Raw genomic sequence first — 23786 nt, forward strand, 5'->3', positions numbered from 1 at the left:
AAAACTCAGTTTGTCAAAACTTGAGTGATGCGCTGGCTCTCCAGGTACGCGATTGCAGCGGGTACAGGTAGACGTGGTCGAACTGGTAGGGCGACTCTTTCCAGGCCTTGCGGTCGAAGACGTTGTCGACGCCGGTGCGCCAGGTGATGCTGCGCCCGCCGGCCAGTGTCTGCGTCCAGCGGGCACCCAGGTCCAGGCTGGCCCAGCCGGGGATGCGCACGCTGTCGTCGTAGGGCAGCACGACGCGGTCGCCTTCGGCGCGCAGGTCGGCCTGCAGCAGCAGCCCGGCGGCCTGCGGCACGCGCCAGTCGGCGCCGACGCGCAGCGTGCGCGCCGGCACGTTCTCCGGCCGCAGGCCGTCGCCGCTGCCGCTCTCGTGGCGCACGGCGTCCAGCAGCATCGCGCTGGCGCGCCAGTCGACGGCGCCGGTGCGCCAGACGACGCTGGCTTCGACGCCGCGGTGGCGCTGCTCGCCGACGACGCCTTGGCGGCACGAGTCGGGGACGTCGTCGGCGCAGCCGGCGTTCAGCTCGCCGGTGCGCGGGCGTTCGATCTGGAACAGCGCGACGCTGCTCTCGACTTCCCGCCCGGCGTACTTGAGGCCGATCTCGCGCTGGCGGCTCTTCAGCGCCGGCAGCGCCTGGCCGGCGTTGGCGTAGCGCGGACGGTTCGGCACGACGGCCGACTCGACGCCGCGGCCCCAGCTCGCGTAGACCATCGTCGCCGACGTGAGCTGGTAGGCCAGCGCGGCCCAGGGCGTGGTGAAGCTCTGGTCGTAATCGGTGGCGCGCAGGCTGCCGGTGCTGTCCGGGCTCGTTCTCCAGCTCTCGCGCGCCAGCCGGGTGTGGCGCAGCCCGGTCCACAGGCTCCAGCCGCCGGGCAGCGTCATCGCGTCGCGCACGAAGAGCTCGGTGCTGGTCTCGTCACGGTCGGTGTTGGCGTCCGGGTAGCCGGCCGACGGCGGCGACACCAGGCTGCCGTCGTCCTTGCCGGTGCCGGCGATGTCGAAGACCTGATCCTCGAAACGCCCGCGGTAGCGGCTGCGCAGTGCGCCGAACTCGATCGCATGCTCGACGGCGCCGGTGCGCGCCGTGCCGCTGGCCGCGATCTCCAACGCGGCACTGTCGCGGCGCTCGTCGAGGCTGGTGTACTGCCAGTAGCTGAAGCTGCCGTCGGGGGCGAAGCGGTCGCACCACTGCGGGCACTGGTAGTCGGCGTTGTAGACCCCGTAAGGGAAGGCCGTGCGGTCGTCGGTGCGCAGCTTCTGCACCATCGCCTGGGCGCGCAGCTGCCAGTCTTCGGCGATGCGCTGGCGCCAGCGCAGCGAGGCCGTCGTGCCCTCCATCTCCACCGGGCCGTTCCAGGGCTGGTGGTTCAGGTTGTTCAGCAGGTCGATGTCGTGCGCGTCGGGCACGGTGTTGCCGCGCATGCTGTAGCCGGCGGCGCTGGGCTGCTGCTGGCGGCTGTTCTCGATCTCGAACTCGACGATGCTGCCGGGGTTCAGCTGCCAGTCCAGCGCCACGGCCAGCAGGCGACGGTGGCCGTCGCTGTCGCGCAGCCGCGGCTCCATGTCCTCGTAAGCGGCGTTGACGCGCCAGCCGAAGGCGCCGTCGGGGCCGCTGCGGTCGCCGACGTCGACGGCCGCGCCGGTCGTGCCCGCACCTTCCCACCACACCGTGGCGCTGCGCTTGTCGGCCACCGGGCGCTTGACGCGCAGGTTCACCAGGCCGCCGGGCGCGCTGGTGCCGGCCTGCATGCCGCTGGCACCCTTGAGCACCTCGACGGCTTCCTTGTTCTCAAGGGCGAACGCGGTCTCGCCGCTGACCGGCAGGCCGTCGCGGCGGATGTTGAAGCGGTTGTCCAGCGTGTAGCCGCGCACCGAGAGCCCGGCCCAGTAGCCCGGCGAGTCGTAGGCCACGGAGATGCCGGCGTCCAGCCGCGTGACCTCGCCCAGCCGGGTGACGTTCTCGTCGGCCAGGCGCTCGGCGCTCCAGCTCTGCGCCTGCAGCGGCGTGCGCGCGTCGGTCTGGCCGGGGAAGCCGGCGAAAGCCGGCAGGCGCTCGGCCGCGCCGGTGATGGTGATCGTCTCGGTGCTCTGCGCCTGGGCGGCGCAGGCAGAGGCGAACAGGGCCGCGGCGAGGGCGCAGCGGGTCGGGACGTGATGATTGGTTGCCATCGGAAGCCTTGGACGATGGCAGGTCGGCATACCGGAGCGCGGCACGGCGCAGGACCGCGCCGTGGAACCCGTGGTGTGCTTCCCTGCGCGAGCATTACCTCGTGCCGTCCGGTGAAGGACGGGTCGCCGCCTCGGCCTAACGGCTTCGGCGGGCGATCAGGTTCAAAGGGACTCTCTCAGTCGGCCGTCCGCGTTTGGCAGGCGGCCAACACCCCTAGCGAATGCCTCGTGCACCGGGTCGGGTGCATGAAGCGGCGCGGATCATAACGGGGCCGGCGGGCCGCCGGCGACGATCCGTGTCAATCCTGCGACGGCGTCTCGACGCCCAGCAGCCGGTGCAGCTGCGGGCTGGAAGTCGTGTACTGCAGCAGCGCGCGGCGCTCCGGGTCGACGTAGGGCACGGCGGCGAAGGCGGCCAGCGTGGCCTCGTGGAAGCCGCAGAGGATCAGCTTGCGTTTGCCCGGGTAGTGGCAGATGTCGCCGACGGCGAAGACGCCCGGTGTGCTCGTTTCGAAGGTCGCCGGGTTCACGGTGACCAGCTTGTGGTCCAGCTCCAGCCCCCATTCGGCGATCGGGCCCAGCTTGGGGCTCAGGCCGTGGAAGACGAGCAGGGTGTCCAGCGCCAGCGTCGTGCTGCTGCCGTCCGGGCGCATCAGCACCAGGCGGGCCAGGCGCTCGCCGTCGGTCTCGAAGCCGGTCGGCTGGCCGATGACGACCTCCACCGCGCCGGCCTCGCGCAGCTCGGCCAGGCGGCGCAGCGTCGCGGGCAGGGCACGGAACTCGTCGCGCCGATGCAGCAGCGTCACGCGCGCCGGGCGGGCCTGGTCGGTGCTGGCGAAGTGGATCGCCCAGTCGAGTGCCGAATCGCCGCCGCCGGCGACGACCAGGTGCTGGCCGGCAAAGGCCGCCGCGTCGGCGACGCGGTAGAAGAGCTGGCGCCCGGCGAAACGTTCGATGCCCGGCAGGCGCAGCGCCTTGGGCTGGAAGGAGCCGACGCCGCCGGCGACGAAGACCGTGCGCGCGACAAAACGCGTGCCGGTGCTGGTGGCGACGTCGAAGCGGCCGTCGGCGGCGCGTTCCAGCGAACGCACCTCCTGGCCGAGATGGAAGTTCGCGCCGAAAGGCGCGATCTGCTGCCGTAGCCGCTCGACGAGCTCACGCCCGGTGCACACGGGCACGCCGGGGATGTCGTAGATCGGCTTGTCGGCGTAGAGCTCGGCGCACTGGCCACCGACGTGCGGCAGCGAGTCGACGACGTGGGCGCGGATGTCCTGCAGCCCGAGTTCGAAGACCTGGAACAGCCCGACCGGGCCGGCGCCGATGATCAGCGCGTCGGTCTCGATCGGGGATACGACGGCGGGAGCGCCGGGCGAGGGGGAAACAGTCATGCGTTCGCCGGGCGCCGCCCGGGTCAGCGCTGCAGGTGCGGCAGCTTGTTCTTGCGGTCCTTCCACTCGTCGGCGTCGGGCAGCGAGCCCTTGCGCTTGGTGATGCTCGGCCAGACCTTGGCGAGCTCGGCGTTGAGCTGGACGAACTGCAGCTGGTCCGAAGGCACGTCTTCCTCGGGCAGGATCGCGTTGGCCGGGCACTCGGGGATGCAGACCGCGCAGTCGATGCACTCCTCGGGATCGATGACGAGGAAGTTCGGCCCTTCACGGAAGCAGTCGACGGGGCACACATCCACGCAATCGGTGTACTTGCAGCGGATGCAGGAATCGAGAACGACGTGAGTCATTGGAACGGGCTCGGTTGTGATGTCAGGAACTGACGCGGTCGCGGGCGAGGGCGCCAAGCGGGCGGAATTTTACGCCGCGCCCTCGGGGGTCCCGGCTTGATCTTGCTCATGCGTCAGGGTGAGCGCCGACGCACCGGCGCCGACGATGACGACGGTCGGCTGCCCGGCGTGGCGCGCGCTCGCGTCGGCCAGCGAAGCGACGTCGTGGTGGCTGCGCAGCTCGTCGGGCCAGCCGGCGCGCGAGACGACGAGTGCCGGCGTGTCGGCCGGCCAGCCGGCGGCGCGCAGGCGTTCGCCGAGCACGCCGAGCTGGCTGCCGGCCATGTAGAAGACCTGGGTGTCGGCGGCGTGCGTCACCTCCAGCCGCCGTTCACGGGTCATCGCGGTGCTGAAGGCGACGCTGCGGCCGCGGGCGCGGCGCGTCAGCGGGCGCTGCGCCGAGGCGGCTGCGGCCAGCGCGGCGCTGACGCCGGGCACCACTTCGCTGTCGATGCCGGCGCGGGCCAGTGCGGCCAGCTCTTCTTCGAGCCGGCCGAACAGGCTGGGGTCGCCGCCCTTGAGGCGCACGACGACGGCGTGACGCCGCGCCATCTCGACGAGCAGGGCGTCGATCTCGGCCTGGTGGGTGGAATGGCGATAGCCGCGTTTGCCGACGTCGATCCACTCGGCGCGCGGTGCGAGTTCGCGCAACGCTGGGTCGGTCAGCGCGTCGCAGAGCACGACCTCGGCCTCGGCGAGGCGTCGCGCGCCGCGCACGGTGATCAGGTCTGCGGCGCCGGGGCCGGCGCCGATGAAGACGACGCGGCCCATCAGCGGCGCCGTTGTATCACGCGGCGATCGGCTCGGGCCGCAGGTGCAGCCCGCACTCCTTGGCGCCTTCCTGCTCCCACCACCAGCGCCCGGCGCGGTGGTCCTCGCCCAGCGAAACGGCGCGCGTGCAGGGCGCGCAGCCGATGCTCGGGAAGAACTGGTCGTGCAGCGGGTTGTACGGCACGTCGTGCGTGGCCACGTAGTGCCAGATGTCGGCTTCGCTCCAGTCGGCCAGCGGGTAGAACTTCTCGCGGCTGTCGGCGTCGAGCTCGAAGTGCGGCACGCGCGAACGCGATTCCGACTGCTCGCGGCGCAGCCCGGTGATCCAGGCGGTGCGGCCCTCGAGCAGGCGGCGCATCGGCTCCTTCTTGCGCACATCGCAGCAGCTCTTGCGCAGCTCGACGCTGCGGTACATCGCGTCCTCGCCGTGGCGGCGCACGAACTGGACGACGGCTTCCTGCTGCGGGCGGAAGACCTGCACCTCGACGCCGTAGCGCTGGCGGATGCGCGGGATCAGCGCCAGTGTCTCGGCGTGCAGCGCGCCGGTGTCCAGCGTCGCGACCGGGATCGCCAGGCCGTGGCGCGCGATCAGGTCGGTGATGACCATGCCTTCGACGCCCAGGCTGGTGGCCTGGACGATGCGGCCGGCGTGGTCGGCGGCGGCCTCGCGCAGCAGCGCGACGGCGTGCGCGACCCGGGCATCGTGGCCGCGGGTCTTGCGGGCATGCAGTTCGATGGCGGTAGGCATACGTTCAGGCCGCTCGGGCGTACGGGGTGGGTTGGGCGCCGACGGCGTCGCGCTGGTACTGGCCGGGGAAACGCCCCAGCGTGCGCAGCGCGACCGCCGGATCCTGGTCGGCGCGCAGCTGGGCGGCGTCGAAGCCGCAGCGCTGCAGCATCGGCAGCATGTCGCCGACGACGTCGCCGGCGGCGATCAGCTCGCCGGCGTAGCGCAGACGCAGGCGCAGCAGAACGGCCTGCGAGTAGGCGCGGCCGTCGGTCCACTTCGGGAAGTGCAGCACGACGGCGCGGGCGGCGGCGATCTCGTCGCGGCGCTCGAGCACGTCGACGGCGTTGTCGAGGGCCAGCGCGTCGGCGGGCAGCGGGGAGTTCTGGTCGATCAGGCGCATGGACATCTCGGATCAGGCTTCGGCCGCGGCGGTGCTGCGGCGCACGGCGTCGGCGGCGGCGCGCAGCGGGGCGATGCCCAGGCGGCGCACGGTGTCGACGAAACGTTCGCCGGCCTGGCGCTCGGCGCGGTAGACCTCGACCAGCGCCTCGACGACGTCGGGCACCTCGTCGGCGGCGAAGGACGGGCCGATCACCTTGCCGGCCGCGGCCGGGCCGTTGGCCAGCGAGCCGTCGGAGCCGGCGACCGTCACCTGGAACCACTCGCTGCCGTCCTTGTCGACGCCGAGGATGCCGATGTGGCCGGTGTGGTGGTGGCCGCAGGAGTTCATGCAGCCGCTGATGTGCAGGTCGAGGTCGCCGAGCTCGTAGAGCGCGTCCAGGTCCTCGAAGCGCTCGCGGATCGCCGCGGCGATTGGCAACGAACGGGCGTTGGCCAGCGAGCAGAGGTCGCCGCCGGGGCAGGCGATCATGTCGGTCAGCAGGCCGATGTTGGGCGTCGCGAAGCCGTCTTCGCGCGCGGCCAGCCACAGCGCGCGCAGCTCGTGCTCGGCGACCCAGGGCAGCAGCAGGTTCTGGTCGTGGGTGACGCGCAGTTCGCCATGGCTGAAGCGCTCGGCCAGCTCGGCGGCACGGTCCATCTGGTCGGCTGTGACGTCGCCGGGCGCCTGGCCGGCGCGCTTGAGCGACAGCGTCACGGCGCGGTAGCCGGCGAGGCGGTGGGCGTGCACGTTGCGCTCCAGCCAGCGCGTGTAGGCCTTGGGCGCGTCGGCGTCGACGGCGTGGGCCGGCGGCGCGGCTTCGGTCACCGGGGCGACGAAGTTCGCGGCGACGCGGTCGAGCTCGGCCTGCGGCAGCTCGGGCGCGCCGTCGGCCAGCAGCGCCTCGTATTCGGCGTGCACCTCGCGGATGAACTGCTCGCCCAGCGCCTTGACGAGGATCTTGATGCGCGCCTTGTAGATGTTGTCGCGCCGGCCGTGCAGGTTGTAGACGCGCACCACGGCCTCGAGGAAGACCAGGATGCGCTGCCAGGGCACGAAGGCCGCGACCTCGGTGGCGATGATCGGCGTGCGACCCATGCCGCCGCCGACCAGCACGCGAAAACCCACCTGGCCGGCGTCGTCGCGCAGCAGCTGCAGGCCGACGTCGTGCCAGGCGATGACCGCCCGGTCGTCGGTCGCGCCGGTGATCGCGACCTTGAACTTGCGCGGCAGGAAGGCGAACTCGGGGTGCAGCGTGCTCCACTGGCGCAGCAGCTCTGCGTAGGGGCGCGGGTCGACGATCTCGTCGGGCGCGATGCCGGCCAGCGCGTCGGTCGTCACGTTGCGGATGCAGTTGCCGCTGGTCTGCACGCCGTGCAGGTCGGCTTCGGCCAGCAGCTCCATCACGTCGGCCGAGCGCTCCAGCGGGATCCAGTTGAACTGGCAGTTGTGGCGCGTCGTGAAGTGGCCGAAGCCGCCGCGTTCGTTGGGCGTGCCGGCGTCCTGCAGATCGAACTCGCGCGCCACGCGCGCCAGGGCGCGCAGCTGGCGCGAGGACAGCTCGCCATAGGGCACCGCGATGCGCGCCATCGGCGCGTGGCGCTGCACGTACCAGCCGTTCTGCAGCCGCAGCGGACGGAACAGCTCGTCGGGCAGCTGGCCGGCCAGATGGCGTTCGAGCTGGTCGCGGAACTGCGCGGCGCGGGCCCGGATGAACTGGCGGTCGAACTCGGTGTACTGGTACATGGACGGCAGGATTCGCTTTTGCCGCGACTGTAGAGACGCAGCTTATAGGTTCAAACTACAGAATTATCTCGTGCTTATCGCTGATGGTTATGAGTAAGCCTTCTTACAATCACCAGCGACCATGCGCAGACTTCTCGGGACGCTCCTCGTCCTTCTCCTGGCCGCGTGCCAGAGCGTGCCGCTCCCGGCACCGACCCCCTCCCACCCCGTCACCGACTCCGCCACGACGCCCAAGCCGCCGCCGCGCCCGCCGCGCATCGGCCTGGCGCTGGGCGGGGGCGCCGCGCGCGGCTTCTCGCACATCGGCGTGATCCAGGTGCTCGAGGAGAACGGCATCCGCCCGGACCTCGTCGCCGGCACCTCGGCCGGCAGCCTGGTCGCCGCGCTCTACGCCTCGGGCAAGAGCGGCGCGGAGCTGGGCATGCTGGCGATGACGATGGACGAAGGCGCGATCACCGACTGGGCCTTCCCCGGTCGGGCGCTGCTGCGGGGCGAGGCGCTGGCGCGCTACGTGCGCGAGCACACCGGCGGCCGCGCGATCGAGCAGATGCGGCTGCCCCTGGGCATCGTCGCCACCGACCTGGACAGCGGCGCGCCGATCCTGTTCCAGCGCGGCGACACCGGCACCGCGGTGCGCGCGTCCAGCGCCGTGCCGGCGGTGTTCCAGCCGGTGACGGTCGGCGGCCGCGAGTACGTCGACGGCGGCCTGGTGTCGCCGGTGCCGGTGCGTTTCGCGCGCCAGATGGGCGCCGAACTGGTCATCGCCGTCGACATCTCGGCGGTGCCCGACGGTGCGCCGACCGGCGACGCGATGAAGATGCTGCTGCAGACCTTCTCGATCATGAGCCGCAGCATCAACACCTACGAACTGCGTGACGCCGACGTCGTGCTGCGCCCGGCGCTGAACGGCGTCTCCAGCGCCGACTTCACGGCGCGCAAGCGCTCGATCCAGGCCGGCCGCGAAGCCGCGCTGGCGGCGCTGCCGGCGATCAAGGCCAAGATCGCGGCGCTGACGCGCTGACCGGCGCTCAAGCGACGACGTTGCGGATGAAGCGCGTCGTCGCCTCGCCGGCGTTGACGTAGGCGTAGGGCTGCGAACTGGGGTAGACGAGGTAGTCGCCCGCGGTCAGCTCGCGCGCGCCGTCGGCCAGTTCCAGCCGCAGCCGGCCTTCGACGACGACGATCATCTCGTGCCAGCCCTCAGGGTCGGGTTCGGCGTCGTAGCGCTCGCCCGGCGCCAGCGTCCAGGCCCAGAGCTGGGCCTCGTGGCGCGCCGGCACGCTGGCCTGCAGCACCGCGACGCTGCCGTCGTGGCGGCCGCGCCAGGCGACGGCGTCCAGGCGCAGCGTCTGCGCTGCCGGGTCTCGCACCAGGTCGACGAAGCCGACGCCCAGCGCCTCGGCCAGCCGGTCCAGCCGCGACAGGCTGATGTTGGTGTCGCCCTGTTCGAGCGCGACGATCATGCGCCGGCTCAGGCCCGAGGCTTCGGCCAGCGCGGCCTGGCTCAGCCCGGCCTGCTGGCGCGCGGCACGCAGGTTCTGCCCGACGAAGGCGAGCACGTCACCGTGGCGCGAGGCAATGTGCAGTTTATTGCTCATGTTATCCTGAGCAGTATGTTGCACATGTTCGATCGCGGCAAGGCCGCCTGGCCGTTCAGCCGCCAGGAAGCGGCGCTGATCGCGATCACCATGCTCTGGGGCACGACCTTCCTGATCGTGCACCTGGCGATGCGCCACAGCGGGCCGTTCTTCTTCGTCGGCCTGCGTTTCGTCACCGCGGGGCTGGTCGCGCTGCTGGTGTTCCGCCGTGCGCTGGCCGGCCTGACGCGTGAGGAGCTGTGGGCCGGCACCGCGATCGGCGTCTCAATCTTTCTCGGCTACGGCCTGCAGACGCTGGGGCTGCAGACGATCAGCAGCAGCAAGTCGGCGTTCATCACCGCGCTTTACGTGCCGTTGGTGCCGCTGCTGCAATGGCTGGTGCTGCGCGAGGCGCCCAAGCCGATGGCGATGCTGGGCATCGTGCTGGCTTTCGCCGGGCTGGTGCTGCTCGCCGGGCCGGAAGCCGGCAGCGGCGCGATCGGGCCGGGCGAACTGGCGACCATCCTCAGCGCCTTTGCGATCGCCGCCGAGATCCTGCTGATCGGCCGTTTCGCCCGCCGCGTCGACGTGCGCCGCATCACCGCGGTGCAGTTGCTGGCGGCCGGTCTGCTGTCTTGGGCGGCGATGCCGGTGCTCGGCGAAACGATCCCGGCGTTTTCCTGGGTCTGGCTCGCCGCCGCGGTCGGGCTCGGTGCGGCCAGCGTCGCGATCCAGCTGACGATCAACTGGGCCCAGCGTTTGGTGGCGCCGGTGCGCGCGACGATCATCTACGCCGGCGAGCCGGTCTGGGGCGGCGTCGTCGGCCGCCTGGCCGGCGACCGCCTGCCGCCCGAGGCTTTCGTCGGCGCCGCGCTGGTGCTCGCCGGCACGCTGGTCAGCGAACTCAGGCTGCGGCGCCGCAGGGTCAGCGACTGAAGTCGCCGGCGGCTTCGGGCTGGTAGGGCAGGGCCTCGATGCGCGCGGTGTGCTCTTCGCCGGCCGGGCCGCGCCAGCCGATGCTGTCGCCGACGCGTGCGCCCAGCAGCGCCATGCCCAGCGGCGAGAACACCGAGATGCGCCCGACGCCGTCCGTCAGGTCGTCGGGATAGCAGAGCGTCAGCTCCAACCGCTCGCCGCCGCGCGACAGGACGACACGCGAGCGCATCGTGACGACGTCGGCGGGCAGCGTCTTCGGGTCGACGACCTCGGCCAGGTCGAGCATGTCGCGCGCATGGCCAGCGAGCGCCTCCGACATGCGGGTGCCGGGGCGCGGCACCGACACGAGGTTGAAGAGGCGGACGTGGTCGAGCCAGCCGAGCTGGCGTTCGTGGACGAGAGTGTTCAAGCGGTTCTCCGGTGTGCAGGCGTTGTCCCTGGGGGCGGGGCCCGGCGACCGGAGAAGGGAGGGAAGTTCCGAGGGAGGTCGCCGGGCTCAGGAGAGTGCGGCGGCGACCGGCTGGCGCCATGCGCGCAGCACCACGCCCGCCGCGAAGGCGTGCTGGGTGAAGGCGGAGCGAGACGACATGGGCCGATGGTAAGCCGGGCAGGCGGCGCTTGAAAAGAAAGAGCCCGGCGCGGGGCCGGGCTGAAGACATCGTTGCGGTTGCGCGGATGCCGAGGAGACAACCTTCCAGAGAACGCCGGGGCGAGCCCCGACGAAACTCAGATGCGGTGCGCCCCGCAGGATTTCAAGACTCAGGCGGCGGTGCGCTTGGCGCGGCCGGTGCTCTGCGTGGCCTTGACGGCGGTGTTCGTGACGGCCTGGAAGTTGGCTTCGGCCACTTCGGCGGCCTGCTTGGCGGCCTTCTGCACGCTCTCGAACGCGTTGTTGGCGGCCGAGACGGCCGAGCGCACCAGCGCGGCGGCGCTCTCGGTGCCGGCCGGGGCGTTCTTCACCGCAGTGTCGACCAGCGCCAGCGTGGTCTTCTGCGCGTCGGCCAGCGTCGCTTCGGCGACCTTGGAGAACTCGGCGTTGGTGCCGGCCAGGATGTCGTACAGGTGACGGCTGTAGGCGGCGGCCTTCTCGGCGCTCGGTTGCAACAGGCCGGCCTGCAGCGTCAGCAGTTCCTGCGGATCCTTCACCGACAGCGCGGCCTTGGTCGTTTCAGCCAGTTCGCTCAGCGAGGTCTTGGTGACCTGCAGGTTCAGCTCGACCAGCTTCTCCACGCCTTCGAAGGCGGTCTGGGTCAGGCCGAACAGGGTCTCGACCTGGGCCTTTTGCGCGGCAAGCCATTGTTCCGGGGTGTAGGTCATGTCGATCTCCGTGTGTGGGTGACAGAATTGCTGCACTGCAGCATGAGTTGAAGTATAGGGATCGATCCCGGCACTGCAAGCGATTTTTGCTGCACCGCAACATTCTAGGGAGCCGTTCCTAGAATCGACCGCGATGCGCGCCTTCCACTCGGACCGCTTCGTGCTGCCGCTGCCGGCCGGCCACCCCTTCCCGATGAGCAAGTACCGCTTGCTGCGCGAGGCGGTGGCGGCGACGCTGCCGCAGATCGCCGTCGAAGCGGCACCGGCGGCCAGCGACGGTGAACTGGCGCTGGCGCACGAACCGGCCTGGATCGACGCCGTCAGCCACGGCACGACCAGCGCCGCGCAGCAGCGCGAGATCGGCTTCCCCTGGAGCGAGGCGATGGCCGAACGCGCCCGGCGCTCGGTCGGCGCGACGATCGCCGCGGCGCGTGCCGCGCTGTTCGACGGCGACGGCGTCGCCGCCAACCTGGCCGGCGGCACGCACCACGCCTACGCGCACAAAGGCTCGGGCTACTGCGTGTTCAACGACGTCGCCGTGGCCGCCCGCCTGATGCAGGCCGAGTGGCACCGCATGCACCGCGCCGGGCTGCAGGTGCTGGTCGTCGACCTCGACGTGCACCAGGGCAACGGCACGGCCTCGATCTTCCGCGACGACGCCAGCGTCTTCACGCTGTCCTTGCACGGCGCGAAGAACTTCCCGTTCCGCAAGGAAGCCAGCGACCTGGACGTCGAACTGCCCGACGGCTGCGCCGACGCCGAGTACCTGGCGGCGCTGGACGCCGCGCTGGCCGAGGCCTGGCGCCGATTGCCGACGCCGCCCGGGCTGGCCTTCTATCTGGCCGGCGCCGACCCGCACGAGGGCGACCGCCTGGGCCGCCTGAAGCTGAGCGCCGAAGGCCTTGCCGAACGCGACCGGCGCGTCTTCGCCGCGCTGGCCGCGCGCCGCGTGCCGGTCGTCGTGACGATGGCCGGCGGCTACGGCCGCGACATCGCCGTCACCGTCGAGATCCAGCGCCGCACGCTGGAAAACGCGTTGGCGGCGCAGCGCGCCTGGACCGGAGAATCGTCCGCATGAGCCACCGCCCGCAGCCGCTGCCGCGCAGCCACTACCCACGTTTCGACTCGATCACGACACGCTGGATGGACAACGACGTCTACGGCCACGTCAACAACGTCGTCTACTACAGCTTCTTCGACACCGCGGTGAACCGCTGGCTGATCGAGGCCGGCGCGCTGGACATCCACGCCGGCGAGGTCATCGGCCTGGTCGTCGAGACCCGGTGCCAGTACTTCGCGCCGCTGGCCTTCCCGCAGCGCGTCGACGCGGGCCTGCGCGTCGCGCACGTCGGCCGCTCCAGCGTGCGCTACGAGGTCGGCCTGTTCGCCGAAGGCGAGCCGACGACGGCTGCCGCCGGCCACTTCATCCACGTCTACGTCGACCGGGCCACGCGGCGCCCGGTCGCGCTGCCGCCGGCGCTGCTCGCCGCCCTGCAACCGCTCGTCCTTCCCGCATGAGACCCACACCCGAAACCATCTCCGCGGTCGATGCCGCGATCACGTCGCGCCGCTCGATCCGCGCCTTCCGTCCCGACCCGGTGCCGCGCGAGACCGTCGAACGCATCCTCGAGGTCGCTTCGCGTGCACCCTCGGGCACCAACGTGCAGCCCTGGAAGGTGACGGTGCTGACCGGGGCCGCCAAGGCTCGGCTGTCGGCACGCATTCGCGCCGCCTACGACGACCCGGCCGAACGTGCGCGCCACGCCGAGGAGTACGCCTATTACCCGGCCGAATGGGTCTCGCCCTACATCGAGCGCCGGCGCAAGGTCGGCTGGGACCTGTACGGGCTGCTGGGCATCGCCAAGACCGACAAGGCGCGCATGCACGCGCAGCACGGCCGCAACTACGCCTTCTTCGACGCGCCGGTGGGCTTGATCTTCACGATAGCCCGCGTGCTCGGCCAGGGCAGCTGGCTGGACTACGGCATGTTCCTGCAGAACGTGATGGTCGCCGCGCGGGCCCGCGGGCTCGACACCTGCCCGCAGGCCGCGTTCACGCAGTTCCACCGCATCGTCGCCGACGAGCTGGCCTTGCCCGACAGCGAGATGCTCGTCTGCGGCATGGCGCTCGGATACGCCGACCCCGAGGCGCCCGAGAATGCCCTCGTCACAGAGCGCGAGCCCGTCGCGGGTTTCGCGCGTTTCCTGGAGTCCTGAATGTCCCGTCCCGCCGTGCTCGTCGCCCGAGCCGTGTTCCCCGAAGTCCTCGAGCGCCTGAGCCGCCATTTCGAGGTCGAAGCCAACCCCGACGACAGCGCCTGGAGCCGCGAGGAGCTGCTTGCCCGACTGGCCGGCAAGTCCGGCCTGTTCGCCACCGGCAGCGTGCAGGTCGACGCCGCGCTGCTCGAGGCCTGCCCGCAGCTGCGGGTCGTGGCCAACATGGCGGTCGGCTACAACAATCTGGACATCCCCGCCTTCAACGCCCGCGGCGTGCTGGCGACCAACACGCCCGAGGTGCTGACCGAGACCACGGCCGACTTCGGCTTCGGCCTGATGCTGGCCGCCGCGCGCCGCATGAGCGAGGCCGAGCGCTATCTGCGCGCCGGCGAGTGGAAACGCTGGCGCTACGACACGCTGACCGGCACCGACGTGCACGGCGCGACGCTGGGCATTCTCGGCATGGGCCGCATCGGCCAGGCCATCGCGCGCCGCGGCGCGCTGGGCTTCGGCATGAAGGTCATCTATCACAACCGCAGCCGCCTGCCGGCCGAGCAGGAGGCGCCGATCGGCGCGCGCTGGGTCGACAAGGCGACGCTGCTGGCCGAAGCCGACCACCTGGTGCTGGTGCTGCCCTACAGCCCCGAGAGCCACCACGCGATCGGCGCGGCCGAACTGGCGGCGATGAAGCCGACGGCGACGCTGACCAACGTCGCGCGTGGCGGCATCGTCGACGACCGCGCGCTGATCGCCGCGCTGCGCGAGCAGCGCATCGCCGCCGCCGCGCTCGACGTCTACGAAGGCGAGCCGGCCTTCGACCCCGGCTTCCTGGAGCTGCCCAACGTCGTGCTGACGCCGCACATCGCCAGCGCGACGGTGGCCACGCGCCGGGCGATGGCCGAGCTGGCGGCCGACAACCTGATCGCGGCGCTCACCGGCGGCACGCCGCCGACGCCGGTCAACCCCGAGGTGCTGGCGCGGCGCTGATCAGCCGCGTGCCGGCAGCAGCGCCAGCAACTGCTCGAGCAGCTGCGCCACCTCGGACTGGCTGTCGAGAAAGAACCGCGCCTGTGAGGCCGGTTCGCGGCCGACGCGCAGCGTCAGCCAGTGCAGCGGCGCGCGTTCGAACACGACCTCGTCGTTGACGTCGTCGCCGACGAAGAGCGCGCTCTCGCAGCCGGCGGCGGCGACCAGCGCGAAGATCGCGTCGGCCTTGTCCGGCGCGTCGGCGCCCACGACGTTGACGACGCACTTGCCGCCGAAGCGCCGCAGGCCGGTGTCCAGCGTGCCCAGCGTCGTGTCGATCGCGGCCAGCGCCGCGTCGCGGTCGCGCGCCAGGCGGTAGTGCAGGGCCAGCGAATGCTGCTTGTCCTCGATGCGCACACCGGCGGCGGCCAGCGCCGGTTCGGTCTCGCCGAGGTGGCGGCGCAGCGCGTCGAGTGCCAGCGTCGTCTGCGCCGAGGTCGGCGCGATCGGGTTCTCGGCGCCGTGGTTGCCGACCACCCAGGCCGGCTCGAAGCCCAGCCGCGGGCGCACGTCGCCGATCGAGCGCCCGGTGACGATGGCCAGCGGCCGGCGCGCGGCGAGCTGCGCCAGTCGGCGCGACAGCGCCGCCGAGATGCGTGCGTCCTCGGGGCGCGCGACGATGGGCGCCAGCGTGCCGTCGAAGTCGAAGGCCAGCAGCGGGTCGCGGCGGCAGATGGCTTCCAGTGCGGCCTGGCCTTCGGGCGAAAAGAGATGTCGTTTGGGCGTGTTCATCGGCTGCGGTGCCGGTAGCGCTCGACGCGGGCCTCGATGCGTTCGCGCAGGCGCGAGCGTCCGGCGTCGGCAAGCATCAGGCCCGCCCAGCGGAAGACGTTGGCCTCGCGGATCGTCATTCGCAGGCTGGCCATGCGTTCGCGCTGCTCGGCGCGCGGCATCGTCAGCGCGCGGTGCAGCGCGTCGGCCGTCTCCTCGACGTGGTAGGGGTTCACGATCAGGGCTTCGTTCAGTTCGCGTGCGGCACCGGCGAAGCGGCTGAGGATCAGCACGCCTGCTTCGTCGTCGCGCGCCGCGCAGTACTCCTTGCAGACCAGGTTCATGCCGTCGTGCAGGCTGGTGACGACGCAGACCTCGCTGGCGCGGTAGAGCTCGTTGACGGCGTCGCTGTCGTGGTGCTCCGCGAGCAGCCGCACCGGCTGCCAGTGTTCGTTGCCGAAACGCGTGTTGATGCGTTCGGTGATCTCCTTGATGCGGTCCTGGAAGACGCGGTACTCGGGCAGCGAGCTGCGCGTCGGCGCGGCCACCTGCACGAAGCTGAAGCGGTCGATCCAGCGCGGGTACTTCTCCAGCAGGCGCTCGACGGCGTGCAGGCGCTCGACGATGCCCTTGGTGTAGTCGAAGCGGTCGACGCCGCAGGCGATCAGCTGGTCCTCGGGCAGGCCCAGGCGGCGGCGTACCGCGAGGCGGCACTCGTCGACCGAGGGCCAGCGCGCCACCGTCGCCTCGTCGGGCCACTCGATGGAGATCGGGTAGCTCTCGATGAAGGTCTCGTCGTCGCGGTAGGACACGACCGAGTGCTCGTGTTCGATGCGCGCCTCGAGATAGCGGTCCACCGTCTCGATGAAGTTCTTGCAGTGGTAGCGCGTGTGAAAGCCCAGGATCGTGCTGCCCAGCATGCCTTCGAGCAGCTCGCGGCGCCACGGGCAGATGCCGAAGCTCTCGGGGTTGGGCCAGGGGATATGCCAGAAGGTCAGGATCGTCGCGCGCGGCAGCTTGGCGCGCACCATCGCCGGCAGCAGCGCGAAGTGGTAGTCCTGCACCAGCACGATCGGGTCTTCGCTGCGCGCCTCGGCGACCACCGCGTCGGCGAAACGCTGATTGACCTCGCGGTAGCGCTGCCAGTCGGACTCGCGGAACACCGGGCGCACGTGGGCCACGTGGCACAGCGGCCACAAGCCTTCGTTGGCGAAACCGAAGTAGTAGCCGGCTTCCTCTTCCTCGGTGAGCCAGAGGCGGCGCAGCGTGTAGTCCTCGTGGCCCGGCGGCACGCGGATGCGGTCGTTCGCGTCGACGACCTCGCGGTCGGCGCTGCCGCTGCCGTGCGCGATCCAGGTGCCTGAGCAGGCGCGCATCACCGGTTCGACGGCGGTCACCAGGCCGCTGGCCGGGCGTTTGACGACGACGCTGCCGTCTTCGTTGCGCTGGTGCAGGTAGGGCTCGCGGTTGGAGACGACGATGACCTCGTCTCCGCGCAGCTGGGTGCGCAGCAGCAGGCGCAGGCGCTCGGCAGTCCATTCGGACTCAAGCCCCAGCGAGCGCCGGTACTCGTCTTCGAGGTCGCGCAGCCGCGAGCGCAGCTCCAGCGCCAGCGGTTCCAGCTCGGGCGAGGGCTCGTCGACCAGCGGCCGCACGATGCCTTCGCCGCGCAGCAGCGCACGCGCGCCGCGCATCCAGCCGCGCCAGCTGACCTGGGCGACGACCATCGTGATCAGCGAGATCGTCACGCCCAGCGCGATGATCAGGATCAGCAGGTAGCGCCGCGTGTCCTGGCTGCGACGCTCGATGAAGCTCATGTCCTGCAGCAGCACCAGTTCGCCGACCTGGCCGGTCTCGCCCTGCACCGGGTAGATGCCGGCGTGCACCGCGCCGCCGGCGATCGACAGCTCGGGGTCGGGGCGCGACGCGGCCTCGCGCACCTGGGCGCAGGACAGGTCGGGCGGGAAACCGTAGCTGGCCACCGCCAGCCGGTCGCCGGGTTCGCACAGGCCGATGGCGACCATGCGTTCGTCCTGTACGGCGCGGTTGAACAGGCTGCGCAGGCGGTTGGCACGGCGGCCGTCGGACAGCGACTCGACGATCGAGTCCGACAGCGTGTTGGCGACGAGGTTGCCGCGGGTGCTGAGGTCGCGCGCGAACCAGCGCAGCGTCAGTTTGTCCATCAACGGCAGCGCCAGGTAGGCGGCTGCCACCAGCGTCGCGACCAGCGGGAGCAGGAAGCGCAGCTGCAGGCGCAGGGTTCGCATCAGGGCGGTGGAACGGGCGATCGAGGCGTCCGAGCAGTTCAAAGAGAGGTGGGCACTGTAGCGAGCGACCCTCACATTCGTGAGAACCCTCACGGATCGCGGGCATGAATCCCGCTTTCGCCGGCGGCACCAGGCCGGGGCCGGGCCTGAGACAATGGCGCGATGCCCGAATGGACCGTTCCGGCGCTGCTGGCGCTGAACCTGCTGCTGCTGGCCTGGATCGCACTGCGCCGCCCCGATGACGGGGCCGAGCGCCGACTCGAGACCGAACTGCGCGACGAGTTCGCGCGCACGACGACCACGCTGCGTGCCGACCTGGCGACGCTGCAGCGCTCGCTGCTGGCCCACGGCGGCGAGAACCAGCGCACGCAGAACGAGCAGATCGACGCGATCCGCCGCCAGTTCGCCGCGTCGCAGGTGCAGGCCGAGGCCTCGATGCGCCGCTTCGGCGAGACGCTGGCCGAGCGCCTGCAGGCGCTGTCCGACGCCAACGAACGCCGCCTGGCCGCGCTGCAGGACGGCAACGAGCGCAAGCTCGAGCAGATGCGCGCCACGGTCGACGAGAAGCTGCAGTCGACGCTGGAGCAGCGCCTGGGCGAGAGCTTCCGCCAGGTCGCCGAACGCCTGGAGCAGGTGCACCGCGGCCTGGGCGAGATGCAGACGCTGGCGCGCGACGTCGGTGCGCTGAGCCGGGTGCTGACGAACGTGAAGACACGCGGCGTCTTCGGCGAGGTGCAGCTCGCCGCGCTGCTGGAGCAGGTGTTCACGGCCGAGCAGTACGCGGCCAACGTCGCCACCGTGCCCGGCAGCAACGAACGCGTGGAGTTCGCGATCCGCCTGCCGGGCCAGAAGGACGGTGCGCCGCTGTGGCTGCCGATCGACGCCAAGTTCCCGCGCGAGGACTACGAACGCCTGCTCGACGCCCACGAGCGCGCCGACGCCGCCGGCGTCGAGACCGCGGCGCGTGCGATCGAGCAGCGTCTGCGCGCCGAGGCGCGCACGATCCGCCAGAAGTACGTCGCGCCGCCGCACACCACCGACTTCGCGATCCTCTTCGTGCCCACCGAAGGCCTGTATGCCGAGGCGCTGCGCCGCCCCGGGCTGGTCGACGCGCTGCAGCGCGAGCACCGCGTGATGCTCGCCGGGCCGACGACGCTGCTGGCGACGCTCAACAGCCTGCAGATGGGTTTCCGCACGCTGGCGCTGGAACGCCGCTCGGCCGAGGTCTGGGAGGTGCTGGGCGCGGTGAAGACCGAGTTCGGCAAGTTCGGCGAGGTGCTCGCCAAGACCAAGAAGAAGCTCGAAGAGGCGCACGGCGCGATCGACCAGGCCGAGGTGCGCACGCGGCAGATGGCACGCCAGCTGAAGGGCGTCGAGGCCTTGCCCGAAGGCCGTGCGGTCGAGCTGCTGCCCACCCAGGGCGAGGGCCGTGATGGCTGAGACCGACGCGACACCGCAGCGCGGCCCCGGCTGGCTGGCGGCGCTGATCGCCGGCCAGGTGGGGCTGCACGCGGCGATGGCCGGCTTGCGCATGGCCGCGCCGCTGCAGGCGCTGCGCGAGGGCTTCAGCCCCTGGGCCGTCGGCCTGCTGCTGGCGCTGTTCGCCGCCGCGCCGGTGGCGCTGGCGCTGCACTCGGGCCGCCTGGCCGACCGTCACGGTTACCACCGGCCGGTGCACATCGCCGTCGGGCTGGAAGTCGGCGCGCTGCTGCTGGCGGTGGCGGCCAGCTTCGCCGGCGGCACGCCGGGTTTCGTGCTGCTCTGCGTCGCGGCGATGCTGGCCGGCGCAGGCGCCAACATGGGCATGCTGACGATCCAGCGCACCGCCGGGCTGGCGGCGCACGACGGGCCGGAACGGGTGCGTGTCTTCAGCTGGCTGGGCATCGCGCCCTCGTTTTCCAACGTCGTCGGCCCGGTGGCGATCGGCTTCGCGATCGACCTCGCCGGCTTCGGCGCCGGTTACGCGCTGATGCTGCTGCTGCCGCTGGTGACGCTTTTCACCTCTCGGCGCGTGGCGCGCGTGGTGCCCCAGGCACGCCCGCCGCGCGACGGCACGGCCTGGGACTTGCTGGACTCGCCGGGCCTGAAACGCCTGCTGCTCGTCAACTGGCTGCTGTCGATGTGCTGGGACGTGCACAGCTTCGCGGTGCCCATCCTCGGCCACGAACGCGGCTACAGCGCCTCGACGATCGGCCTGGTGCTGGGCACGTTCACGATGTCGGTGACGGCGGTGCGCGCCGTGATTCCCTGGATCGCCGACCGCCTGGACGAAACGACGGTCGTGCGTGCCGCGATGCTGGGCACCGGCGTCGTCTTCGCCGCCTATCCGCTGGCCTCGTCGCCGTGGGCGATGGGCGGCTGCGCGGTGCTGCTGGGCGTGACGCTGGGCGCGGTGCAGCCGATGATCATGTCGACGCTGCACCAGCTGACGCCGGCCCACCGCCACGGCGAGGCGCTGGCTTTCCGTTCGATGGCGATCAACGCCTCGAGCACGGTGATGCCGCTGGTCTTCGGTGCCGCCGGCACGGTGGTCGGCGCGGCGGTGCTGTTCTGGGCCGTCGGCGGCGCGGTCGGTGCCGGCTCTTGGGTCGCGCGGCGGCCGACCGAAAGCGCCTAGAAGCGGAAGCCGCCTTCGGCAGGCGGCGGCGCCTCGGCCGGCGAGGCCGATGCCGGCTCGGTGGCGGGGCGCGCGGTGCGCGCCGGTGCGGCTTCGGTGAGCGGCGTCACCGGCGGCGGCTGCCAGCTGCGCGGCAGCTTCGATTCCTTTGGATAGCCGGCGGCATCCAGATAGGAGTTCCAGTCGGCCGGCGCCAGGCCGCGCAGCACCTGCTGGCCGACCGTCAGCGCCGGCACGGTGCGCGCGCCGGTCAGGCGTTCCAGCGCCAAGGTGTCGTCGTCGCTGGCGATGCGGCGTTCGCGGTAGGGCACGCCCCGCTGCAGCAGCAGGGCACGCGCGTTGTCGCAAGGCGGGCAGTCGGCGGCGGTGTAGAGCTGCACCGGGTAACGGGCGCTGGCCTGGCGCAGTTCCAGCGGCAGCGAGGCGTCGCCCAGCGGCGTCGTCTCGCCGTTGCGGCCCAGGCTGGTGATGCGCGCGTTGGCCGCGGCCGGCGGCCGGTCGGTGTAGGTGATGCTGCCGTCGGGCCCGATCACCTTGTACAGCGACCAGGCCGGGGACGCGGCCGCGACCAGCGCGGCGGCGATGGCGAGCTTCAGCGGGGCGGACATGCTGCCAATCTAGCGCAGGACCGCGGCGTCGGGCGCGTCCATGCCCTGGTGGCGCAACAGCGCGTCGAGACGGGGTTCACGCCCGCGGAACGCGACGAAGCTGGCCAGCGCCGGACGGCTGCCGCCGGCTTCGAGGATGCACTCGCGGAAACGCCGCCCGGTCGCCGCGTCGAAGACACCGGCTTCCTCGAAGGCGCTGAAGGCGTCGGCCGACAGCACCTCGGCCCAGGCGTAGCTGTAGTAGCCCGCCGAGTAGCCGCCGTCGAACAGATGCGTGAAGCTGTGCGGGAAGCGGTGCCAGTCGGGCATCGCCCAGCCGCCGATCTCGGCGCGCACTTCCTCGGCCAGCGCCATCACGCGCCCTTCGTTGCCCGGCTCGGCATGCAGCCGCATGTCGAACAGGCCGAACTCGGCGTGGCGCAGCATCATCAGCCCGCTCTGGAAGTTCTTCGCCGCGACCATGCGCTCGAAGAGCTCGCGCGGCAGCGGCTCGCCGGTGTCGACGTGCGCCGACAGCCGCGACAGCACCTCCCACTCCCAGGCGAAGTTCTCCATGAACTGGCTGGGCAGCTCGACGGCGTCCCACTCGACGCCGGAGATGCCGGCCACCGCCAGTTCGTCGACCTGGGTCAGCATGTGGTGCAGGCCGTGGCCGAACTCGTGGAACAGCGTGACGACGTCGTCGTGCGACAGCAGCGCCGGCTTGTCGCCGACCGGCGGCGCGAAGTTGCAGACCAGGTGCGCCAGCGGCCATTGCAGGCCGCCGCCGTCGGGGCGCGCCCAGCGGCCGCGCGCGTCGTCCATCCAGGCGCCCGACTGCTTGCCCGGGCGGGCGTGCAGGTCGAGGTAGACGCCGGCGATCGTGCGGCCGTCGCGGCGCAGCTCGCAGAAGCGCACGTCGGGGTGCCAGACCGGCGCTTCGGCGGCAACGATCTCGACCTCGAACAGCGTGCGCACCAGGCCGAACAGGCCGTCGAGCACACGCGGCTCGGTGAAGTACTGGCGGACCTCGGCGTTGGAGAAGGCGTAGCGCGACTGCTTCAGGCGCTCGCTGGCGTAGCGCCGGTCCCAGGGCTCCAGCGTCGACAGGCCCAGCTCGCGCGCGGCGAAGTCTTCGAGTTCCTGCTTGTCGGCCTGCGCGAACGGCCGCGCGCGGCGCGCCAGGTCGCGGATGAAGTCCATCACCTGCGCCGGCGTCTCGGCCATCTTGGGCACCAGCGAGAGCTCGGCGTGGCTGGCCAGGCCCAGCAGCGTGGCTTCCTCCTGGCGCAGCGCGACGAGTTCGGCGATCAGCGGGCCGTTGTCGAGCTCGGCGGCACCGAACTCGCTGGCGCGTGTGGCGTCGGCGCGGAACAGCTGTTCGCGCAGGCCGCGGTCGTGCGCGTACTGCAGCACCGGGCGCAGCAACGGCTCGTGCAGCGTCAGCTTGTGGCCCTCGCGGCCTTCGGCGGCGGCGGCCGCTCGCGTGGCCTCGACGACGTCGGCCGGCACGCCGGCCAGCGCGGCGGTGTCGACGTAGAGCGCGAAGCCGTCGGTGGCGTCGAGCACATGCTCGCCGAAGCTCTGCGACAGCTCGGCCAGGCGCGCCTGGATCGCGGCAAAACGCTCGCGCGCCGCACCCTGCAGCTCGGCGCCGCCGAGCACGAAGTCACGCAGCGCGTCGGCCAGCGCCTTGCGGCGCGCCGGTGCCAGCGACGCGGCGGCGGGCTGCGCGGCGACCGCCTTGTACTTGGCGTACAGGCGCTCGTCGGCGCCCAGGCGGGTCAGGAAATCGGTGACGCGCGGCAGCGCCTCGCCGTAGGCGGCGCGCAGCTCGGGCGTGTCGGCGACGGCCTGCAGATGTCCGACCGCGCCCCAGGCGCGGCGCAGGCGCTCGACCGGCACGTCCAGCGCGCGCGACAGCGCCTCGTAGTCGGCCGGCACCGCGTCGGAGACGGCGGCTTCGAGCGCCGCGTCGGCCTCGGCCAGCAGCGCGTCGACCGCCGGCACGACGTGCTCGGCGCGGATCTCGGCGAAGCGCGGCAGGCCGGAGAAGTCGAGCAGCGGGTTCAACGCGCGACGCCCTGGGCCGTCTCGGCCGCCTGCAGCGTGTTGACGAGCAGCATCGTGATCGTCATCGGGCCGACGCCGCCGGGCACCGGGGTGATCCAGCCGGCGACTTCGCGCACGCCGGCAAAGTCGACGTCGCCGCAGAGCTTGCCCTCGTCGTTGCGGTTCATGCCGACGTCGATGACGATCGCGCCGGGCTTGACCATGTCGGCGGTGACCGTGTTGCGCCGGCCGACCGCGGCGACGACGACGTCGGCCTGGCGCACGTGGTGGGCGAGGTCGGCGGTGCCGCTGTGGCAGACGGTGACGGTGGCGTTGGCCTGCAGCAGCAGCAGGGCCATCGGCTTGCCGACGGTGTTGCTGCGGCCGATGACGACGGCGTGCTTGCCCTTGAGGCTCTGGCCGGTGCTCTCGATCAGCTTCATGCAGCCGAACGGCGTGCAGGGGCGCAGGCCGGGCAGGCCGCTGGCCAGCTCGCCGGCCGACAGCACCGAGAAGCCGTCGACGTCCTTCTCCGGCGCGATCGCGGCGATGACCTTCTGCGGGTCGATGTGCCTGGGCAGCGGCATCTGCACCAGGATGCCGTCGATCGCCGGGTCGACGTTGAGCGCGGCGATGCGCGCCAGCAGCACGTCCTCGGCGAGGTCGGCGTCGTACTTCTCGAACACCGAGTGCAGGCCGCTCTCGCCGCAGGCCTTGATCTTGTTGCGCACGTAGACCGCGCTGGCCGGGTCTTCGCCGACGAGGATCACGGCCAGCCCGGGGCGACGGGGCAGGGCGGCGGCACGTTCGGCGACGCCGGCACGGAGGGTTCGGGACAGCGCGACGCCGTCGATCAGCTGGGCGGTCATTCTTCTATCGGCTCCACAAACGAGAAAGGCCGCTG

Annotated in this window: 23 protein-coding genes; 8 read left to right on the top strand and 15 right to left on the bottom strand. The window is 71.7% G+C overall.

Features of this window, described 5'->3' with window-relative positions:
* Positions 1-13: 13 nt before the first annotated feature.
* From RGE_RS11400 to RGE_RS11430, 7 genes are all read right to left on the bottom strand, one after another.
* Entirely contained in the window at positions 14-2176 is a 2163-nt protein-coding gene (locus tag RGE_RS11400) for a TonB-dependent siderophore receptor (protein WP_014428542.1), read from the bottom strand.
* Positions 2177-2475: 299 nt separating this feature from the next.
* Positions 2476-3564 (bottom strand): NAD(P)/FAD-dependent oxidoreductase, encoded by a 1089-nt coding sequence (locus RGE_RS11405; protein ID WP_014428544.1) that lies wholly within the window; start codon positions 3562-3564, stop codon positions 2476-2478.
* A gap of 23 nt (positions 3565-3587) precedes the next feature.
* On the bottom strand, positions 3588-3911 hold the full coding sequence (gene fdxA / locus RGE_RS11410) for a ferredoxin FdxA (protein ID WP_014428545.1): 324 nt from the start codon (positions 3909-3911) through the stop codon (positions 3588-3590).
* 69 nt (positions 3912-3980) lie between these two features.
* On the bottom strand, positions 3981-4721 hold the full coding sequence (gene cobA, locus RGE_RS11415) for a uroporphyrinogen-III C-methyltransferase (RefSeq protein WP_014428546.1): 741 nt from the start codon (positions 4719-4721) through the stop codon (positions 3981-3983).
* A gap of 16 nt (positions 4722-4737) precedes the next feature.
* Positions 4738-5469: a phosphoadenylyl-sulfate reductase gene (locus RGE_RS11420; RefSeq protein ID WP_014428547.1), complete on the bottom strand. Its 732-nt coding sequence runs from the start codon at positions 5467-5469 to the stop codon at positions 4738-4740.
* 4 nt (positions 5470-5473) lie between these two features.
* Positions 5474-5851 carry a DUF934 domain-containing protein gene (locus tag RGE_RS11425; protein WP_014428548.1) on the bottom strand — a complete coding sequence of 126 codons (378 nt, stop codon included), beginning with the start codon at positions 5849-5851 and terminating at the stop codon, positions 5474-5476.
* 12 nt (positions 5852-5863) lie between these two features.
* Positions 5864-7576, bottom strand: a complete 1713-nt coding sequence (locus RGE_RS11430; RefSeq protein WP_014428549.1) for a nitrite/sulfite reductase — start codon at positions 7574-7576, stop codon at positions 5864-5866.
* 121 nt (positions 7577-7697) lie between these two features.
* On the opposite strand from RGE_RS11430, the gene RGE_RS11435 reads away from it, so the two are divergent.
* A complete protein-coding gene (locus tag RGE_RS11435) occupies positions 7698-8597 on the top strand; it encodes a patatin-like phospholipase family protein (protein ID WP_014428550.1) in 900 nt (299 codons plus the stop codon).
* Between the two features lie 7 nt (positions 8598-8604).
* On the opposite strand, the gene RGE_RS11440 is transcribed toward RGE_RS11435, so the two are convergent.
* A complete protein-coding gene (locus RGE_RS11440) occupies positions 8605-9174 on the bottom strand; it encodes a helix-turn-helix domain-containing protein (protein ID WP_014428551.1) in 570 nt (189 codons plus the stop codon).
* A gap of 15 nt (positions 9175-9189) precedes the next feature.
* Here RGE_RS11440 and RGE_RS11445 point away from each other — a divergent pair, with 15 nt between their 5' ends.
* The gene (locus RGE_RS11445; RefSeq protein WP_014428552.1) at positions 9190-10089 is read left to right on the top strand and encodes a DMT family transporter; all 900 of its coding nucleotides are present in this window, start codon (positions 9190-9192) and stop codon (positions 10087-10089) included.
* Here RGE_RS11445 and RGE_RS11450 read toward each other — a convergent pair.
* Together RGE_RS11450 and RGE_RS11455 are read right to left on the bottom strand one after the other, a co-directional pair.
* Positions 10079-10498 (bottom strand): GreA/GreB family elongation factor, encoded by a 420-nt coding sequence (locus RGE_RS11450; RefSeq protein ID WP_014428553.1) that lies wholly within the window; start codon positions 10496-10498, stop codon positions 10079-10081. The genes RGE_RS11445 and RGE_RS11450 overlap by 11 nt on opposite strands.
* 350 nt (positions 10499-10848) lie before the next feature.
* Positions 10849-11406 (bottom strand): phasin family protein, encoded by a 558-nt coding sequence (locus RGE_RS11455; RefSeq protein WP_014428554.1) that lies wholly within the window; start codon positions 11404-11406, stop codon positions 10849-10851.
* Between the two features lie 133 nt (positions 11407-11539).
* Here RGE_RS11455 and RGE_RS11460 point away from each other — a divergent pair, with 133 nt between their 5' ends.
* The 4 genes from RGE_RS11460 to RGE_RS11475 are packed head-to-tail and all read left to right on the top strand — an operon-like array spanning position 11540 to position 14609.
* Complete coding sequence (locus RGE_RS11460) at positions 11540-12484, top strand: histone deacetylase family protein (protein WP_014428555.1); 945 nt, start codon at positions 11540-11542, stop codon at positions 12482-12484.
* Entirely contained in the window at positions 12481-12924 is a 444-nt protein-coding gene (locus tag RGE_RS11465; protein WP_014428556.1) for an acyl-CoA thioesterase, read from the top strand. Before RGE_RS11460 ends, RGE_RS11465 begins: the two co-directional genes overlap by 4 nt.
* Positions 12921-13622 (top strand): nitroreductase, encoded by a 702-nt coding sequence (locus RGE_RS11470; protein ID WP_014428557.1) that lies wholly within the window; start codon positions 12921-12923, stop codon positions 13620-13622. The genes RGE_RS11465 and RGE_RS11470 overlap by 4 nt, the downstream gene beginning before the upstream one ends.
* Positions 13623-14609 carry a 2-hydroxyacid dehydrogenase gene (locus RGE_RS11475; RefSeq protein ID WP_014428558.1) on the top strand — a complete coding sequence of 329 codons (987 nt, stop codon included), beginning with the start codon at positions 13623-13625 and terminating at the stop codon, positions 14607-14609.
* Here the strand turns inward: RGE_RS11475 and otsB are convergent, their stop codons facing one another.
* Together otsB and RGE_RS11485 are read right to left on the bottom strand one after the other, a co-directional pair.
* Positions 14610-15380, bottom strand: a complete 771-nt coding sequence (gene otsB / locus RGE_RS11480) for a trehalose-phosphatase (RefSeq protein WP_014428559.1) — start codon at positions 15378-15380, stop codon at positions 14610-14612. It lies immediately after the preceding gene.
* Positions 15377-17626, bottom strand: coding sequence for an alpha,alpha-trehalose-phosphate synthase (UDP-forming) (locus RGE_RS11485; protein WP_043785246.1), 2250 nt, complete (start codon positions 17624-17626; stop codon positions 15377-15379). Before RGE_RS11485 ends, otsB begins: the two co-directional genes overlap by 4 nt.
* Positions 17627-17788: 162 nt before the next feature.
* On the opposite strand from RGE_RS11485, the gene RGE_RS11490 reads away from it, so the two are divergent.
* Positions 17789-19066, top strand: a complete 1278-nt coding sequence (locus RGE_RS11490) for a DNA recombination protein RmuC (RefSeq protein WP_014428561.1) — start codon at positions 17789-17791, stop codon at positions 19064-19066.
* On the top strand, positions 19059-20243 hold the full coding sequence (locus tag RGE_RS11495) for an MFS transporter (protein WP_014428562.1): 1185 nt from the start codon (positions 19059-19061) through the stop codon (positions 20241-20243). Before RGE_RS11490 ends, RGE_RS11495 begins: the two co-directional genes overlap by 8 nt.
* On the opposite strand, the gene RGE_RS11500 is transcribed toward RGE_RS11495, so the two are convergent.
* Genes RGE_RS11500 through folD form a run of 3 tightly spaced genes read right to left on the bottom strand, consistent with a single transcriptional unit; the run spans position 20240 to position 23751 of the window.
* A complete protein-coding gene (locus RGE_RS11500; protein ID WP_014428563.1) occupies positions 20240-20851 on the bottom strand; it encodes a glutaredoxin family protein in 612 nt (203 codons plus the stop codon). The genes RGE_RS11495 and RGE_RS11500 overlap by 4 nt on opposite strands.
* 9 nt (positions 20852-20860) lie before the next feature.
* Positions 20861-22903 (bottom strand): M3 family metallopeptidase, encoded by a 2043-nt coding sequence (locus tag RGE_RS11505; RefSeq protein ID WP_014428564.1) that lies wholly within the window; start codon positions 22901-22903, stop codon positions 20861-20863.
* Positions 22900-23751: a bifunctional methylenetetrahydrofolate dehydrogenase/methenyltetrahydrofolate cyclohydrolase FolD gene (gene folD, locus RGE_RS11510; protein WP_014428565.1), complete on the bottom strand. Its 852-nt coding sequence runs from the start codon at positions 23749-23751 to the stop codon at positions 22900-22902. Before folD ends, RGE_RS11505 begins: the two co-directional genes overlap by 4 nt.
* Between the last annotated feature and the right edge of the window lie 35 nt (positions 23752-23786).

This window comes from Rubrivivax gelatinosus IL144, assembly GCF_000284255.1.
Lineage (GTDB): Bacteria > Pseudomonadota > Gammaproteobacteria > Burkholderiales > Burkholderiaceae_C > Rubrivivax > Rubrivivax gelatinosus_A.

Bases quoted from the DNA above. Each gene is read 5' to 3' on its own strand.
- RGE_RS11440 (WP_014428551.1), bottom strand. From the start codon at position 9,174: ATGAGCAATAAACTGCACATTGCCTCGCGCCACGGTGACGTGCTCGCC.
- fdxA (WP_014428545.1), bottom strand. From the start codon at position 3,911: ATGACTCACGTCGTTCTCGATTCCTGCATCCGCTGCAAGTACACCGAT.
- RGE_RS11465 (WP_014428556.1), top strand. From the start codon at position 12,481: ATGAGCCACCGCCCGCAGCCGCTGCCGCGCAGCCACTACCCACGTTTC.
- RGE_RS11475 (WP_014428558.1), top strand. From the start codon at position 13,623: ATGTCCCGTCCCGCCGTGCTCGTCGCCCGAGCCGTGTTCCCCGAAGTC.
- RGE_RS11435 (WP_014428550.1), top strand. From the start codon at position 7,698: ATGCGCAGACTTCTCGGGACGCTCCTCGTCCTTCTCCTGGCCGCGTGC.
- RGE_RS11485 (WP_043785246.1), bottom strand. From the start codon at position 17,626: ATGCGAACCCTGCGCCTGCAGCTGCGCTTCCTGCTCCCGCTGGTCGCG.
- folD (WP_014428565.1), bottom strand. From the start codon at position 23,751: ATGACCGCCCAGCTGATCGACGGCGTCGCGCTGTCCCGAACCCTCCGT.
- RGE_RS11495 (WP_014428562.1), top strand. From the start codon at position 19,059: ATGGCTGAGACCGACGCGACACCGCAGCGCGGCCCCGGCTGGCTGGCG.
- RGE_RS11405 (WP_014428544.1), bottom strand. From the start codon at position 3,564: ATGACTGTTTCCCCCTCGCCCGGCGCTCCCGCCGTCGTATCCCCGATC.
- RGE_RS11445 (WP_014428552.1), top strand. From the start codon at position 9,190: ATGTTGCACATGTTCGATCGCGGCAAGGCCGCCTGGCCGTTCAGCCGC.
- RGE_RS11425 (WP_014428548.1), bottom strand. From the start codon at position 5,851: ATGCGCCTGATCGACCAGAACTCCCCGCTGCCCGCCGACGCGCTGGCC.
- RGE_RS11490 (WP_014428561.1), top strand. From the start codon at position 17,789: ATGCCCGAATGGACCGTTCCGGCGCTGCTGGCGCTGAACCTGCTGCTG.
- RGE_RS11470 (WP_014428557.1), top strand. From the start codon at position 12,921: ATGAGACCCACACCCGAAACCATCTCCGCGGTCGATGCCGCGATCACG.
- otsB (WP_014428559.1), bottom strand. From the start codon at position 15,380: ATGAACACGCCCAAACGACATCTCTTTTCGCCCGAAGGCCAGGCCGCA.
- RGE_RS11420 (WP_014428547.1), bottom strand. From the start codon at position 5,469: ATGCCTACCGCCATCGAACTGCATGCCCGCAAGACCCGCGGCCACGAT.
- RGE_RS11500 (WP_014428563.1), bottom strand. From the start codon at position 20,851: ATGTCCGCCCCGCTGAAGCTCGCCATCGCCGCCGCGCTGGTCGCGGCC.
- RGE_RS11460 (WP_014428555.1), top strand. From the start codon at position 11,540: ATGCGCGCCTTCCACTCGGACCGCTTCGTGCTGCCGCTGCCGGCCGGC.
- RGE_RS11430 (WP_014428549.1), bottom strand. From the start codon at position 7,576: ATGTACCAGTACACCGAGTTCGACCGCCAGTTCATCCGGGCCCGCGCC.
- cobA (WP_014428546.1), bottom strand. From the start codon at position 4,721: ATGGGCCGCGTCGTCTTCATCGGCGCCGGCCCCGGCGCCGCAGACCTG.
- RGE_RS11455 (WP_014428554.1), bottom strand. From the start codon at position 11,406: ATGACCTACACCCCGGAACAATGGCTTGCCGCGCAAAAGGCCCAGGTC.
- RGE_RS11400 (WP_014428542.1), bottom strand. From the start codon at position 2,176: ATGGCAACCAATCATCACGTCCCGACCCGCTGCGCCCTCGCCGCGGCC.